Annotated in this window: 12 protein-coding genes; 7 read left to right on the top strand and 5 right to left on the bottom strand. The window is 44.0% G+C overall.

Annotation, left to right across the window (positions count from 1 at the left end; translation table 11 throughout):
• Positions 1-592 precede the first annotated feature (592 nt).
• Positions 593-2146: a methyl-accepting chemotaxis protein gene (locus tag AB6E85_RS16860; protein ID WP_372143309.1), complete on the bottom strand. Its 1554-nt coding sequence runs from the start codon at positions 2144-2146 to the stop codon at positions 593-595.
• Between the two features lie 429 nt (positions 2147-2575).
• Positions 2576-3187 carry a toxin-antitoxin system YwqK family antitoxin gene (locus AB6E85_RS16855; protein ID WP_017061462.1) on the bottom strand — a complete coding sequence of 204 codons (612 nt, stop codon included), beginning with the start codon at positions 3185-3187 and terminating at the stop codon, positions 2576-2578.
• A gap of 509 nt (positions 3188-3696) precedes the next feature.
• On the opposite strand from AB6E85_RS16855, the gene AB6E85_RS16850 reads away from it, so the two are divergent.
• Entirely contained in the window at positions 3697-5469 is a 1773-nt protein-coding gene (locus AB6E85_RS16850) for a sodium:solute symporter family transporter (RefSeq protein ID WP_032555190.1), read from the top strand.
• Between the two features lie 85 nt (positions 5470-5554).
• Positions 5555-7171 carry a polysaccharide lyase 6 family protein gene (locus AB6E85_RS16845; RefSeq protein ID WP_372143308.1) on the top strand — a complete coding sequence of 539 codons (1617 nt, stop codon included), beginning with the start codon at positions 5555-5557 and terminating at the stop codon, positions 7169-7171.
• 196 nt (positions 7172-7367) lie between these two features.
• Here AB6E85_RS16845 and AB6E85_RS16840 read toward each other — a convergent pair whose 3' ends face one another.
• Complete coding sequence (locus AB6E85_RS16840) at positions 7368-7880, bottom strand: peptide-methionine (S)-S-oxide reductase (RefSeq protein WP_102579483.1); 513 nt, start codon at positions 7878-7880, stop codon at positions 7368-7370.
• A 240-nt stretch (positions 7881-8120) separates the two neighbouring features.
• Between AB6E85_RS16840 and AB6E85_RS16835 the strand changes: the two genes are divergently transcribed.
• The 3 genes from AB6E85_RS16835 to tnaA all read left to right on the top strand — a co-directional run bounded on the left by AB6E85_RS16835 (position 8121) and on the right by tnaA (position 13249).
• A complete protein-coding gene (locus tag AB6E85_RS16835; RefSeq protein WP_372143307.1) occupies positions 8121-9233 on the top strand; it encodes a YcjF family protein in 1113 nt (370 codons plus the stop codon).
• Entirely contained in the window at positions 9220-10926 is a 1707-nt protein-coding gene (locus tag AB6E85_RS16830) for a GTPase family protein (protein ID WP_372143305.1), read from the top strand. The genes AB6E85_RS16835 and AB6E85_RS16830 overlap by 14 nt, the downstream gene beginning before the upstream one ends.
• Positions 10927-11776: 850 nt before the next feature.
• Positions 11777-13249, top strand: a complete 1473-nt coding sequence (gene tnaA / locus AB6E85_RS16825; RefSeq protein ID WP_372143303.1) for a tryptophanase — start codon at positions 11777-11779, stop codon at positions 13247-13249.
• 119 nt (positions 13250-13368) lie between these two features.
• Here tnaA and AB6E85_RS16820 read toward each other — a convergent pair whose 3' ends face one another.
• A complete protein-coding gene (locus tag AB6E85_RS16820) occupies positions 13369-14253 on the bottom strand; it encodes a LysR family transcriptional regulator (protein WP_050650652.1) in 885 nt (294 codons plus the stop codon).
• 254 nt (positions 14254-14507) lie between these two features.
• Between AB6E85_RS16820 and AB6E85_RS16815 the strand changes: the two genes are divergently transcribed.
• Positions 14508-14747 carry a hypothetical protein gene (locus AB6E85_RS16815; RefSeq protein WP_372143302.1) on the top strand — a complete coding sequence of 80 codons (240 nt, stop codon included), beginning with the start codon at positions 14508-14510 and terminating at the stop codon, positions 14745-14747.
• A 213-nt stretch (positions 14748-14960) separates the two neighbouring features.
• Positions 14961-15278: a Dabb family protein gene (locus AB6E85_RS16810; protein ID WP_248336661.1), complete on the top strand. Its 318-nt coding sequence runs from the start codon at positions 14961-14963 to the stop codon at positions 15276-15278.
• Positions 15279-15370: 92 nt separating this feature from the next.
• On the opposite strand, the gene AB6E85_RS16805 is transcribed toward AB6E85_RS16810, so the two are convergent.
• A complete protein-coding gene (locus tag AB6E85_RS16805) occupies positions 15371-16582 on the bottom strand; it encodes a DUF3103 domain-containing protein (RefSeq protein WP_372143301.1) in 1212 nt (403 codons plus the stop codon).
• Between the last annotated feature and the right edge of the window lie 127 nt (positions 16583-16709).

Below are 16709 nucleotides of genomic sequence, written 5' to 3'. Positions count from 1 at the left end.
TTGGCTGTTAATAATGATTTTGAAGAGTTTTGTTCGTCAATAAATGTGCGCTACAGCAAAAAATTGAACCTTTAGATATCATTTTTATTTGTAATACATTATTATTTACTAACTTTCTGTAGCAACACATAACTTTGCTGTGTTGATTGGATACACTGACGGTGTGAAGCCGAATAAGTAAGAATGTTCTTGAAGCTAAATGGATTAAATCCAATCGCTTTAAGAACATGAGACATTTACTTGAGGTGATTTAAAGCTCAATCAGAGAAGGTTTGAAATGTAGTAGGCAAGGCCGTGACATAGCCTGCTATATGAGTACGAACTTGATAGGAATGAACAGGGTTCGAATAGTTACCCGTTGTTCTCATCAGCGACAAAGAAGAAATCGTTGAAGTGCTTGCGAAAGCATTTTGATTATTGCTCCCAACTATTCTAATTATAACTTCTGCTTTCGTTTAGAAAGGTAGGAGACGGTAGTCGAAGATCTGCCCTTGCGCTCATGTTGATACAGGCAACATGAGCGTTTTTTTATCTGAAATTTGAGTAGAGAGTCGTTTGAGGCTCAATAAGCGTGTAAACCACGGCTTAATAGCTAGGCTTTTAGGTTGATGACAGCGCGTTCAAGTGAGTCTGTTTGCTCTACGACTGAAGTTGCAGAAGCTGCGTTTTTTGAAGCACTTTTCACATTGGTCATTGTCAGCTGTTTGATGGCGTCTACGTTTTCGATGATCTCTGATGTGACCTCACTTTGCTCCTTCATGGCATTGGATACCTCTAAACTGTTATTTAGAATGGTTTCCATATCTGCGATAACCGATGTGATTCTTGAATGTGCCTTCTCACAAGAGTCGACACTGGTATTCCCTTTGTCACAGCAATTTTGAATCGTGTTAACCACCATTTGGGTCTGGTCTTGCACCCCTTGAATAATGGTTGATATCTCTTCGGTTGAAAGTTGTGTTCTGCCTGCCAAGGTTCTCACCTCATCCGCAACAACCGCAAAACCACGACCTTGCTCTCCAGCGCGCGCTGCTTCAATGGCGGCATTCAAAGCGAGTAGGTTGGTTTGTTCAGCAATGTCTTTAATCACCTCTAGCACGGTATTGATCTTCTCGGAATGAACAGAAAGACGATTCACTTCTTCACTCGCGCTAACGAGATCGGTTGAAAGGGTATTGATTGTGTCTCTGGTGAAGGCTACATCGTTCAGGCCATCATTCGCGGTGGCGAAACTGGTTTGTGCATTTGATGACGCGTTTTCACTATTGGTAGCCACATTTTGGATATTGCTGCCCATCTGGTTTATCGCGGTCGCAATATTCTCTGTTTGTTGTTGCTGCTTGTTCAACGCGCCTTCCACTTCGATACCGTCGTGTTGCAACTGGTTAGAAATGTTGCCCAGCTCCTGAATCGACCCCTGCACTTGACCAACAAGTTGGCGAATGTCTTCTAGTACGGTGTTAAACGACTTGGCAATCTCAGCAATTTCATCTGAGCCGCTGTCTTCCGCTGTGACGGTAAAGTCACGTTGTTGGGAGACGAGTAACATGGTTGCGTTCAATGAGGCTATCTTCTTTGCGACACGTGATGAGATCCCAAAAGATACGGCTATCAGTAATACCGTGACGGCAATTACTGAGCTCGCAATAAACGTGGTAATAGTTTGTTGAATCGATTCGACCTGTTCTTCCAAACGGACTTCAACGCCGGTGAATATAGAGATGATATCTTCAAACAGCATTTTCATTTCTGATTTCAGTTCACTGACCTTTTCTGGGTTGCGGTCTATCGCGTCTATCATCAAGGAAAAATCTTTGTTGTATTGCTTCACCTCTCGATTCAGCTTATCTAACTCAGGCACCGCTATGTCTGACTCTTCAAGTAAGGCAGAGAAGCTATTCATCAACTGTTGGAAGTGTGAATACTCTTTGGTGAATTCAGGCTTGAGGGTTTTATCGTGACTGATCAGAAACTCTAGTTCTGCTCGATTCAGTTGAAGCATAGAAACTTCAAGCGACTTCACCTTGATCAGAGTTTTCTCTAGTTTGATCAGCTTTAGATTGGCGATTTCAGTAAATGAAACGACAACCAATAAAGAGACAATGGATAAACAAGCAAGGCTAAAAAGGGAGGTTTTAATTTTCATAGGCAGGCACCAAAGCAAAACAATATGACTCAACAACGTATTTGGAATCGTGTTTCTCTTATTTGCGTGTAGATAGCTTACGAGGTCGGTAATTGAGATCTGACTCGCAACGGAAACGTTTGCTTACAGTATTTTATGGAAAGGTTATGCGCAAGTTAAATATTTATTATTTTCAATGACTATTGGTGATTGTTTTATCACTAGATAGAGTGCTGTAAATAACAGTGAAGGGAGATAGGCAAAGTTGGAAGGAAGTGACGAGGGAAGAGGTCGTGAAAAGAGCAAGTGAAAAAGCCACGAACATTCACGCTTAATCACATGAATGTTCGTTTCTCTTCTCTTGTCTCTTAGTTGCAGACGTGCAGCTGCAAACTTTAACAGCAGGCGTTTAGCTATATCAAAGAGCTCAGTGAGAGCCGTTCTTGAGGCTTAGCTTTCTGTAGGCATCCACACCTGTTTAGAGGTGACTTTGTGGTCTTTAAAGGTCAGTTCTTCAACCTTGTCACCGTTAGTATTCCAGCGAGTAAGTTTTCCGTTCGCGACTTCACCTTCATCAAACTTCGCTTGGCTGGCCTTGTTACCGTTCGGGTAGTAGTCCGTTACCAATCCATCTTTTTGTCCGTCGCTGTATTCAGCTGTCAGGCTTTGTTCCCCGTTGGGATACCAGCGAGAGGCGGTGCCTGATAGTTCATTGTCTTTATAATTGAGTTCTGCTTTTTTCTGTCCGTTTGGATACCAGGTTTCAGCTTTGCCTTGCAGTTCACCTTTTACGTAATTCACTTTAGAAGCGACTTGGCCATTCGGATACCAGTTCGTTTCTAGCCCAAGTTCTAAGCCATCGGCAAACTGAGCTTGGGTCGCGACTTGGCCGTTATCGAACTTCTCTTCAAATTGACCAGTGAAGGGTTTTGAATGGTTTACTTGGTAAGCCACGCCTTTACGCATCTGTAAGTAGTCAACAGCATCTTCACGTGGTGTTGCTGCATAGCTCATAGAAGATACCGTACTAAGAGCAATTAAGATTGGAACGTATTTCTTCATAATGACACCTTTTTATTGGACGGGGAAAGTGTAACGGGTGTGTTAAAAGCATTTCACTTCCGTGTATCCCTGTCAGTATCTAATAGTGGTTTTCAAGTTTTCATTATTGGCTGCCTAATATAGGGAACTTTTAAAAGCAAATTCTTAATCTTATTTGTACTACAAATGTGTTGATTTGATTCATTTTTATAAATTATATCTAACGATATTTTTGCTGTTCTTCTTTGAGTTTTGATCGTCACGAATAATAGTTTTTAACGATGCTCCTTCGATTTTTAGAGACTTTGTTCATGTTTTTCGGGGTTTTGGTCGAAATTTAGTGCGGATAACTGCACTGACTTGAGGAATTGCGCTCCTAGGTGGTGCAACTTTGAACTCGATCACTTGTATGATTAATTGAGTGTCAGACTGTAAGATCACTGTCACGCATTTAGATTATTGTAGTACAAATATACTTGCCATCTATCTATAGTGACCCCAACAAAAAAACATAAATAAAAGGTCTAACGATGGAACTCAATACCCTGATAGTTGGCATCTACTTCCTATTCTTAATTGCGATAGGGTGGATGTTCCGAACGTTTACAAGTACGACAAGTGATTACTTCCGTGGGGGAGGTAATATGCTGTGGTGGATGGTAGGTGCAACCGCATTTATGACCCAGTTCAGTGCTTGGACATTTACTGGTGCAGCAGGTAAAGCCTTTACCGATGGCTTTGCCGTCGCGATTATCTTCATCGCGAACGCATTCGGTTACCTAATGAACTACCTTTACTTCGCTCCGAAGTTCCGCCAACTGCGCGTTGTGACGGTAATTGAAGCGATTCGTATGCGTTTTGGTAAGGTGAATGAGCAAGTATTTACTTGGTCTGGCATGCCAAACAGCGTGATCTCTGCAGGTATCTGGTTGAACGGTCTTGCGATCATCGCATCGGGTATCTTCGGCTTTGATATGACAACGACGATTGTCCTAACGGGTCTGGTTGTACTGGTGATGTCAGTAACGGGCGGCTCTTGGGCGGTAATCGCATCTGACTTTATGCAGATGGTTATCATCATGGCGGTAACGGTGACGTGTGCTGTGGTTGCGATTTACCACGGTGGCGGCGTTACGCAGATCGTTAACGACTTCCCAACGGATTCATTCATTACGGGTGATAACCTGAACTACATGAGCATCTTCAGCATCTGGGCTGTGTTCATCTTCTTAAAGCAGTTCAGCATTACCAACAACATGCTTAACTCTTACCGTTACCTTGCTGCGAAAGATTCAAACAACGCACGTAAAGCAGCACTGCTTGCTTGTGTATTAATGACGCTTGGTCCAATCATCTGGTTCATGCCTTCTTGGTTCATGGCTGGTCAAGGTGTTGATTTAGCAGCAGCTTACCCAGAAGCTGGCAGCAAAGCCGCTGACTTCGCTTACCTTTATTTCGTTCAAGAATACATGCCTGCAGGTATGGTTGGCCTTCTGATTGCCGCTATGTTCGCAGCAACAATGTCTTCAATGGACTCAGGTCTAAACCGTAACTCAGGTATCTTCGTTAAGAACTTCTACGAGCCGATTCTTCGTCCTAAAGCGACAGAGAAAGAGCTAATGGTTGTTTCTAAACTAACGTCTACTTTCTTCGGCATCGCGATCATCTTGGTTGCTCTGTTCATCAACTCTCTTAAAGGTCTGAGCCTTTTCGACACCATGATGTACGTGGGCGCATTGATCGGCTTCCCAATGACAATTCCAGCATTCTGTGGCTTCTTCATCCGTAAAACACCGGATTGGGCAGGTTGGGGTACGCTAGTTGTAGGTGGTGTAGTTTCTTACTTCGTCGGTTTCGTTATCACAGCGGACATGATTCAAAACTGGTTCGGTCTAAATGAACTAACAGGCCGTGAGTGGGCTGACCTGAAAGTGGCTATCGGCCTTATCGGTCACATCGTATTTACTGCTGGCTTCTTCGTACTTTCAACACTGTTCTACAAGCCTCTTGCTGAGCACCGTGAGAAAGACGTAGACAAGTTCTTCAACAACCTTGCGACACCACTAGTTGCTGAAAGTAACGAACAGAAGAAACTGGATAACAAGCAACGTCGTATGTTGGGTTCACTTATCGCGGTAGCGGGTGTGGGCGTAATGACTATGTTCGTACTGCCAAACCCAATGTGGGGACGCATGGTATTCGTTCTGTGTGGCTTGATTGTGTTCTCTGTTGGTCTGTTACTTGTTAAAGCAGTCGATGACAAAGTCGAGCAACAAGACGAAGTGACTCCAGCCGAAGGCTAATTTAATACGCATCCTAAATAACATCACGGCCACCTGAACGGGTGGTCGTCATTTTTATAATCCAAACTTTAATGTGAGATGTACGATGAACAAAAAACTATTATCGGTAAGCATTATTAGCGCGTTCACACTCGCTTTTGCAACAGGCTGTACAACACAAGAAAAAACAGCACCTGTAGTTAGTGTCGCTGAACAAGCTGCGCCAGCTATTAGCGAAATCGACCGTAGTTACCTATTGAGCAGTGACCGCTTAACTGAGGTAGATGGCGACACTTTAGCTGTTGCGTCAGAAGAACAAGTGGCTGCGCTTAAAGCACAATTTGAAAACCTAAAAGATGGCGACGAAGTGGTTATCCCTGCCGGTAAATACGCGAACTTAGGTCAAGTAACGATTACGGCGAATGACATCTCTATCAAGGCAGAGCGAGCAGGTTCTGCGTGGATCACGGGCTTGATTCAGTTTGAACTGAAAGGCGATGACATCACGCTTGATGGCTTGGTATTTACTGAAGGCGGCCCTAACGAACGCTTTGGTGCAGTTCGTATGATGGGTAATGGCAATACGCTTCAAAACTCAACATTCTACTACTTCAACCACGATTACACGTACGAGCCAGACGAGCGTCGTTCTGAGTATCCAAAGTACCTTTGGGTTTCTCTATGGGGTAAAGACGGCAAAGTCATCAACAACCGTTTCGAAGGTAAGCAAAAACGCGGCACTTTGATTGGTGTACAAAAAGATGACACAGCTGACAACCACCTGATCGCAAATAACATCTTCATGGATCAAAAGCCTAACCAGTTCAACGAATTCGACATCAAAGAAGCGATTCGTTACAACGGCAACAGCTGGGAAGCGATCCGTATTGGTGATTCTAAAGCTTCACAGTGGGATTCAAGTTCTAAGTTCGTGAACAACCTAATGATCGATATGGATGGTGAGCGTGAGCTTATCTCGATTAAGTCGGGCGACAACACGATCTCAGGCAATACGATTTTCCAAAGCACGGCGCTTATTTCACTGCGTCACGGAAAAGGCAACACGGTTGAGAACAACATGATTCTAGGTAATGGAAAGCGCCTAACGGGCGGCGTCCGTATCTACGATGAAGATCATGTGATTCGTAACAACTACATTGCAAACACTCGAGGCCGCGATGGCTTGATTGAAGGCAATGCTGACCTACGTGGCGGTATTGTTATTAACACGGGCATCATCGACGTAGCGAATGGTGAGCAGCTAGATCAATCGGTGAAGGGCAAAGAGCTGAACAAGCAATGGACGCCGAAAAACATCACCATCGAGAACAACTCTCTAGTCGACACTGAGTGGGGCATTGTTTACGGCAACCAAAGCCACCGTGTAAGTTTGTTTGACAACGCAGAAGTGGAAGGCATTTATGCGGGCGTTGATGTGGCGTTCAAACACAACGTGGTTGATAACTCGCAGTCACCTGAGTTTGTAAGTGTACGTGCAACGCAAGACTTCCCATTAGTTGGCGCAACCTACACAGACGAAACTTACGTAGGTCAAGTAACGGATTCTGAACTGATCGAAGGCTACTCGGTAGAATTACCAAAAGTCGTTGTAGAAAATGGCATTAACGCTTACCAAGGTGAAGGCGCAGACGTGTCTAAACTTGCGGTCGTGACGGCTGAAACAGCGGGTCCGGACTACGTGCTTGAGAATACGACTAAGTAAGTTAGTCGTTAGTGGCTAATGGCTAATGGCTAAAGGTCAATGGTTTAATGGCTTGAGCTATCAAATCAATTCACGATAGCTGTCCTGACCATAACACTTAAAAAGCCTCAACAGATAATGTCTGTTGAGGCTTTATCGATCTTAGGTCGTGACCATCTCAATCTTACGTCGCGACTATTTTAATCTTACGTCGAGACTATTGTGATTTATACTTATGCAGCAGATCCCAAGGGATATGGCATAAGTGGTGATCTTCAGGGAAGTGACTTAAGTGGTGCTGGTGGATGTCGTCGCTGGCAACATAATTGGTCAATGGCAACACCTCAACAGCGATACGGTCGGCATCATCTCTTGAAGAAATATAGTGCTTAGCTTCGGTTAAGTGTTCTGCGTTAGTGCTGTAAACGCCTGTGCGGTATTTCTCTCCGATATCAACACCTTGTTTATTGACGCTATAAGGGTCAATAATCTCAAACAAATGTTCCATCAGAATAGTGACTGATGTGATACTTGGATCAAATTCAATTTGTACGCACTCTGCGTAGCCATCGTAATCGTTTTGTGTGCCGTTGCTTTGAGTCGTCTTGTTCTCTGTTGGCTGGGCGCTTCCATTTGCACGGCCTGCTTCTGTGCTGATAACACCAGGAACGTACTTAATAAATTCTTGTACACCCCACAAGCAACCGCCAGCTAAATAAATTTGTTCCATACTTCTCTTTGAGCTCTCTGTGTTTGTTGATGTTCGTTAGGTACCCGAATCAATACGATGATACCCGCACGTATAAAAAAGCGTCTATAAAAAATGAGCGCGCAAATAAAAACAAGCGTTTAGGCATTGTAAACCTGTGCGACTGAACAAACATAAGTTTAATATGATTTGTGATTATATAAGTCAGTATTGCTTTGTCATCAACTCGAATCTCAACATCAAGTGAGCGTTACTCTAAACATGTTTGATCAAATAAAAGACTTCATTAATCCGAGCAAGAACCCAGACTTGACTCAGGCTCATGAATATCAGCGCAAGCATCTTCCTACATTGTGGCTGTTGGGCAAAACGGGGGCGGGCAAGTCATCGTTTATTCAAGCGGTGACTGGTGACTCTTCTGTAGAAGTGGGTAATGGTTTTGCGCCTTGTACCATGACGGCGATGTCGTATGAGTTTCCACAAGACAAACCGGTGATGCGCTTTCTCGATACCAGAGGACTAAGCGAAGCGAATTACGATGCGAAAGAGGATCTGGAAGAGATTGGTCAGGCAGGTAATGCGTTAGTCGTTGTGATGAAAGCCGACGAGCCTGAACAATCCGCCGTGCTTACTGCTCTAAAACAGATTAAGAAACAGAAGAAGATTAAACACTTGCTGCTGGTTCATACGGCGGTGTTGTCTTACAGTGAACCAGATCGAACAAGGCAAATTCAATTCAACACTAACCAAGTAGAGAAGACTTGGGGTAAAGAGTTTGAATCGGTAGCAGTCGATTTTGAAGTCGATGACTCGAGCAATAACAGTGGTTCAATTTACAATTATGACATCTTGTTAGAAAAGCTGACCAGTATTCTTCCGGTGATCGGAATGATGGTGCAAGACAAAGAGCATTCCACGCAAGAAGAAGCTAACTTTGATCAAGTAGAAAACGAAGTGCTTTGGTATGCAGGAAGTGCCGCGGCGAGCGATTTGATTCCGGGTGTTGGTTTGGTATCGGTACCTGCGATTCAAGCCAAAATGCTTCATAGCTTGGCGAATCAATATGGGGTCGAATGGAACAAGAGAGTCTTCAGTGAGTTGATAGGCACTCTGGGAAGCAGCTTTGCTTTGCAATACGGAATGAAGCTGGGCACTCGACAGTTGATAAAGCTGATTCCAGTTTATGGTCAAACGGTAGGCGCGGTGGCTGCAGCGGCAATGAGTTTCGGCACCTCTTATGGTTTAGGTCGCGCGGCTTGTTTTTACTTCTATCATAAGAACAAAGGTGAAGAAGTGTCTGAACAAGAGATGCAGAAGATCTACAAAGAATCCCTGAAAAAAGGAAAGGCGGCGTCGGGTTATGATGAAAATTAGAAACCTATTTCGATTACTGGCGGTGCTATCGAGCGGCCGCTGGGGCATTGCCCTGATTTCGGCCATCTTCCCAAGCATTATCATGATGGGCTTTGGTGTGTTCTTGGCGGTGAAATACGGTTATCTACTCGAAATGTCGATTGCCATTGCCGTGAGTACCTTGGTGTTCACCATTCCCCTGTTTATTTCTAGTCGTTCTTCACGCGATTCTTCAAGCCACTCTTCACGCCGATCTTCAAGTACGGAGCCCTTCTCAAATAAAGAGAGCGACGACCTTGGCGAGGGAAGTTCTGAATCTGATTCTGAATCACAACATAACAAAGCTGATATCAACGATGCATTGGTTAAGGCTTCGGCTGATTGGTCTCAAAAAGAACTGTCGATCTGGAATGATTCAAAACATCATGTACGCCAACAATTAATGGTCGACATCGAATGGGGCAACTTAGACCAAACCGGTTTAGAGGTACTTGAATTCGTTGCGAAAAAGTTTGATAAGAAATCGCTCGATTTCTCGATTCCTGAAGGGCTAAAGCTGTTCGAAGAGGTCAGCCGACGTTACAAATTGGTCGTGCGAGAGCATATACCCGGCATTGAGTACCTCAAGGTTTCTTACATCAAAGCGGGCTACGAAGCCTATGACAAATATGGCGAGCTAGGGCAAAAGATCGTTAAGGCCGCTATTTGGGGGAATCACCTTAAAAACCTCTATTTGAACCCATTAAAAGTGATTTCCGATTTGGGTCGAGAACAAGCGACCGCATCGATGACAAGAGGTGTGGTTGATGACATGCAATACGCCGCTAAACAAGCCTTGTTAGATGAAGTCGCTGCGGTGGCGATTGACCTCTATAGCGGACGTTTCAGTATTGAAGATGAAGCTCTGCAAGCGTCTGATGTTTCTGAACTCGACGAACAACGCTTTGCTCCAGAGTTAGAACCCGTGCGAATCGTGCTGGTGGGGCAAACCAGTTCTGGTAAATCTTCACTTATTAATGCACTCAAGCAAGAGTTGGTTGCAGAAGTGGATGTACTGCCATCAACCGACACTTCAACCGTATACAACGCGTTTGTCGACGACAATGATGTTCGCGTTGTTGATCTTCAAGGGCTTGATGGCAATCCTAAAACCGAAGCCTTAATGCTAAAAGAGATGACCCAAGCCGACGTAGTGTTATGGGTGCTTAAAGCCAATCAATCTGCACGTGATTTGGATAAGCAGTTGAAAGATAGATTTGATGCTTTCTATGACGATCCTAAGAACATCTCACGTAAGAAACCGATTGTGGTGTCGGTTGTTAATCAGGTAGACCGATTAAAGCCTGTAGACGACTGGCAACCACCGTATGACTTAGAGAACCCAACATCGGCCAAAGCGAAGATCATTGCTCAAGCGCTCGAATACAATCATATATTGCTGCAAACCGATATCGCGTTACCGCTGGCGATTGCGCCAGAAAAGGTACAGTTTGGTTTAGATACTTTAAGGCAGACGTTGATCGAGCGTATCGCTGACGCAAATAACGTTCAGAGAAATCGCCAACGTTTAGAAGCCATGAAAAGAGGCACGTCGGTTAAAGGCCAACTGAATAAAGCGGTCAAGGCGGGTAAGAAGGTTGCCCCCAGTGCATTGAAAGCAGCGACGCCAAAACTGGCTGAAATGGCCATCAAGCAAGCTGTTAAGAAGAAGTAAGTCATTCACTGCAAAACGGTTCTGGTGAGGCTTGAGGCTCATCAGAACTGAGTTTTTTGGAGCGTGAGAGCTTATCTTTATTTAGTTAAGGCTGAGAGCTTTAGTGCTTAGCTTTTCTAGATCGGCGAATTTTAGAGCTTGGCTTTTTAGCTCTCTAGAAGATGGATTCCTAGAAGATAGCTTTTTAGAAAACAGTCATCTTCGCCCCTTATTAGAGAGGTATTGAGTTTAAAAGAGATTCGATATTATTAAGCAACTCTCTGAACTAGTTTAATAGTATATAAACAGCTGTGATTCACAGTTTATATAACACGCTATCGTATTTAATTACCATTCTAAATATTGATCACATTTATACTTCTCTAAGCTTTATTTATAAAACAATTGCACTATATTTAAATTTCGGATCATTTTGATTTCAACGTAGGGATATATTGTGAACATGTATCTGAAATGGCAATCAACAACTTGGCTAACCTTGTTAGCTTGGTATACCTTAGATCACCAGCTCTCGTTCCACCTTTCTTCAGAGTAGTAACCTCTAGGCGTCACGCGCCAGCAGAGCCCATGAGCTTTGCCCAATCCTATTAATTTTGTCTTTAAGATATGTCGTAACTCATGCGTTTAGTCGTTGTTTTTTGTGCATGGGCTTTTTGTCTCTTAGATATTATTAATTGGAGTCTAATCAATACGTCATTGATTAAATAATCTATTTCTAGCTATTAATTTTTATCGTAATTATCACGAGTGTGATCGTACGTGAAATAAAATTAATGGTGATGACTCGTGACATCTAAAAATAATGAATTTGGCTTTTCGCCTTAGGCTGAATTTGTTGAAAGGTACTATTATGGAAAATTTCAAACATCTACCAGAACCGTTTCGTATTCGTGTTGTAGAGCCAGTAAAAAGAACAACTCGTGCCTATCGTGAACAAGCCATTGTCGAAGCGGGGATGAACCCATTCTTACTTGATAGTGATGATGTGTTTATCGACTTACTGACAGACAGCGGAACAGGATCTATTACTCAGCGTATGCAAGCCGCGATGCTAATGGGTGATGAAGCTTACAGTGGTAGCCGCAGTTACTACGCATTGTCGAATGCGGTTAAGGATATCTTCGGTTACGAGTTGACGATTCCAACCCACCAAGGACGCGGTGCAGAGCAGATCTACATTCCTGTTCTTATCAAGAAACGTGAGATGGAGAAAGGGCTCGACCGAAGCAAAATGGTCGCGTTGTCGAACTACTTCTTCGATACAACACAAGGTCACACCCAAGTGAATTGCTGCGTGGCGAAGAACGTTTATACCAAAGAAGCGTTCGATACCTCAGTGAATGCAGACTTCAAAGGCAACTTCGATGTGGTGAAGCTGGAAGAAGCGATCTTAGAAGCGGGCGCAGCCAATGTTCCTTATATTGTGAGCACCATTACCTGTAACTCTGCTGGTGGACAGCCAGTGTCTATCGCTAACCTAAAAGCCGTGTATGAAATCGCTCAGAAGTACGATATTCCTGTGATCATGGACTCGGCACGCTACGCTGAAAATGCCTACTTCATTCAACAACGAGAAGCGGGTTATCAAGATTGGACAATCGAACAGATCACGCGTGAGTCTTACAAATATGCGGATGGTTTAGCCATGTCTGCCAAGAAAGATGCCATGGTCCAAATGGGTGGCTTGTTGTGCTTTAAAGATGACGCTTTCATGGATGTGTACACAGAGTGTCGAACCTTGTGTGTGGTGCAAGAGGGCTTCCCAACCTATGGTGGTTTAGAAGGCGGCGCGATGGAGCGTCTTGCGGTTGGCCTGTATGACGGCATGCGTCAAGATTGGTTGGAATATCGTATTGGTCAGGTTCAATACTTAGTCGATGGCTTAGAAGCGATAGGTATCGTGTGCCAACAAGCGGGTGGTCATGCTGCGTTTGTCGATGCGGGTAAACTGCTTCCTCATATTCCCGCGCGTCAGTTCCCAGCACATGCTTTGGCGTGCGAGCTGTACAAAGTGGCAGGTATCAGAGCTGTTGAAATTGGTTCCTTGCTGCAAGGTCGCGATCCTGCCACGGGCGAGCAACATCAATGCCCAGCAGAGTTATTGCGCCTTACCATTCCTCGCGCGACGTACACACAAACTCACATGGACTTCATCATCGAAGCATTCGAAAAAGTGAAAGAGAACGCGAGCAAAGTGAAAGGGCTCGACTTTACCTATGAACCGCCGGTGTTGAGACACTTTACCGCGCGCTTAAAAGAGGTTGAAACCGTTGAAAAACAGACAGAAAAAAAGAATGAACAAACGCTCGAAGAAGCATTTTAAAATAAAAACATAAGCGAATAGTCACTAGAAACATAATCAAAGGCTCCCTCGGGAGCCTTTTCTTTTTTTAGATGGTAGGGGAGTTAGGCAGTTAAGCCTTCAACCCGTTAAAAGCTGAACTACGCTTGTTTGTTTTTCAGGGTAGATTTCAACATTTGGAATAACCACTGATTCAAAGGTGCGTCTTTTTGCGAGCGGCGACAGCTCATCACATAGCTCACATCTATGGTCAATTGTTCTGGCAAGTCCATACTGCGACAGCCTTCTGGCACGCTGCCACTGAGAGTGATACCAAAATAGTCGGATTTGAATATAACATCGTGAATCATCGCAGGGTGGTCGACTTCCACTCTTGGGTTTACGTGAAAACCGATATTTCTAAGACGCTCAAGGACCGGATATTTATTGTCATTCCATCCTGGTGTTTTAAATAGAGCGATTGGATAGTTGGCCAGTGATTCAAAGTCTTGCGCTGGATGATCGTCTCTCACGAAGAAAACCACTTTTCCTTCCCCGAACGCCTTTTGAGATATCGACTGTGGCAAGGTTTCATCAAAGTAGTGAACTGCAATGGACTCCTCACCGTCGATGAGCCTGTTCCTCGCGTTGCTTCCCCATCTAAGAAATGAATAGCGAGCATGCGGTGCCGCTTTAGTCAGAGCAAATAAGAGCTTCGAGCCAAAGCGTTCCCAGAATAGAGTATTCGCGTAGATTTTGATATTGCCTTGGTAAGTCTCTGGCGAAAATACTTGATGCTTTATCGCTTCGATACTGCTGAGTATCTGCTCAAAATTTTCGATGTTGGTTTCAACAAAAGTCGTGGGTTCAAAACCGTTTTTGGTTTGAATGAACAGTGGGTCGTCGAGCTGCAACTTTAACTTCGAGAGGTTCTTGCTGATCGCCCCAGAGGTTTTTCCTAGCGACTCCGCCACCAGTCCAACATTGCGAAGTTCATACATACGCTTGATGACGAGGATATTTTGAATATCTAGATTGATGTCCACATTTTCTCCAAATGATTCCTTTTATAGGCAGCAATCTCTGTGCGGTTGGCGTACAGAAATTATGTGACTCTAATATCATAGTGGCAGTGCAAAACGGATAAGACAGCACAGCGTCAGAACTTCGCTAATCCCTTGATTTTCCATTTGGTAAATCTTGCTTTTCCTCGAATGGTTCATGTTCGATTGTTAAAGTTACTCCAACAAAAACACAGATACCAAACGAACAAAGAATTAGAAATACAACGAGGTGATGTATGAACAAGTTAATCGCACTTGGATTGATGGCTTTATCTATGAACACGGCTTTCGCGGCTGACGGTACTTATGCGAGTACTCTCGATATGACGAGAGGCGAAGGTAATCAAGTAAAGGCTGAGCGTGTTGAATCTGAGCCAGTACTTGAAGGAAGAAATGACGCCACTAATGGCGGAATAAAATTCCACAAGAGCGCTGATCAAGACCAGACGATCCAGCTTACGGGTCGTCGTGATTAACGTATAAACGTGCTTACCATTGTCATGAGAAATGCTGCGCCCTTGGGTGCAGCATTTTTGTTTGGGGGTTTGAGTTATTTTATAAACTCTAGTGTTCTAGTCTTGGCATGTTGTGTAACGTGTGGCATTTTGTTGTTCTCTAACTTTAGAACGCTATTGGGTGTTGGTTAAGCATTACAAACCAATAAGCGAACGACTCGAAAAGGACTAGGAATGACTCGAAAAGAAACGGGAATGATTCGTCATATTTTACTGATTAAGTTTAAAGAAAACGCTGAGGCTTCAGAGGTTCAAAAACTAAAGATGTTGTTCGAAGCGATGCCAAACAAAGTTGAAGGGGTGACTTCAGTGGAGTGGGGGCTAAATGACAGCCCTGAAAACAAGAATCAAGGTTATACCCATTCGGTGTTAATGACGTTCGCCGATGAAGAAGGCCGTCAGAAATACCTTCCGCACCCTGAGCATGATGCGCTGAAAGATGTGTTTCGTCCGCTTTTAGAAGACATCATTGTGTTTGATTACTCCCTGTAATTAGGTTCTGAGTAGGTTTCTTATGTTTTACTTAGCTTCGATAATGAAGAGTTAGGGCCTAGCGATTAAGCCCTAACTCAATAAGAAACGGCTTACTCTGTTGGCGAAATCGTGACTGGTGCAAACGACGCGACAGCATTCCCGCCTGCGCCCGGACGGTCTTCATAAGGCGTGTTCTGCATTAAGGTGTAGTACACATCTACGAAGTCATCATCATTCACTAATACACCATCAGGAATCACATCGATAATCTTGCCTGTGATCTGAGGGATGATCGCGTAACCCTGAACTTCTGGATCAGGAATCATCTTCAGTATCTCTTCTGCGGCTTGCACCAAGAGTTTTGCTAGCGCTTTGTAGTCTGTGCCATCATCGTGCTCCATTAAGATCATATCTGCAGCGCCCCAGCGGTAGCGAGGCCAGAAGATGACGGTCTGATTTGGATAGTACGTCTGTTTGTCGTAGTCCAGATAAGGCATCTCAACGAGGTCTATTTGTGGCTCTAAGCGACTTGAATCGACACCCGTCACGATAGCGTAGATTTCCGCTTTGCCAGAGATCCAAGGTTCTTGGTCGACGGCTAAACGGATTTTGGTTAATTGTGTGGTGTTCAACGGCTCAGGTTCCGACAAGGTCATCGAACGATGTGCCTTGCTCATCAAAGACGGTTTTTGAGGTTTACTCTCGTCGGTATTGATAACGCTATCAGCATTGATTTGCGTTGTGGTGCCTAGCTTCTGCATCTCAGCCTGCATTGCCATTAAGCCGGCTTTGAGCTCTTCCGCACCATTACTATCAACCACAAACACTGGGACGTCTGGCATTTGGTACACATCTAATTGATGAACTTGTCCGTATACGTCGTACGCTTCAATATATTGCCAATTCGAATCATCACCTGATGGTTCAAACGCAAATAATGGGTTTTCGCCATTCTTCCAAGCTTCAATCATCGCTTCATCAGCCATGCGAATCTCTAACACAGAGTCGCTGAAGTTATTGATCCCTTTCATCTTGCGATAACCAAGGTCCGCTTTCTGCATCTTGCTTGAAAACGCGGAGTAGGGCTTAGCTGAGTTAAGCTTGTCTATCGGTGTAGACAGTTGCTTTTCTGTTATCTGGTCTTTTAAAGAAAGCTCAAGATCGGAGTAGCGGGCACTGATTTGCAACGCCAGAGATTGCTTTTGCGCTGCGCTACTTTCTGCAATACCTAATGAATCAGTTGTCTCAATATTTTGCGCATAAGACTGGAAGCCAACCACTGTCGTTGCAAGCACCATACTGATAGAAATAGATGGTCTCATAAATAATCCTTATTTTAATTTTTATCATTAATAGAGCATTTGCCCTATAAGGATTAACCTATCAGTAACGTGAATGTGTTCAAAAGTTAGGCAGCCATTTTCACTTCGTTGTGCAGCACAGGATCTC

The sequence above is a fragment of the Vibrio sp. 10N.247.311.51 genome, assembly GCF_041467855.1.
GTDB lineage: Bacteria > Pseudomonadota > Gammaproteobacteria > Enterobacterales > Vibrionaceae > Vibrio > Vibrio coralliirubri.
This window is presented reverse-complemented; position numbering and strand designations above follow the sequence as displayed.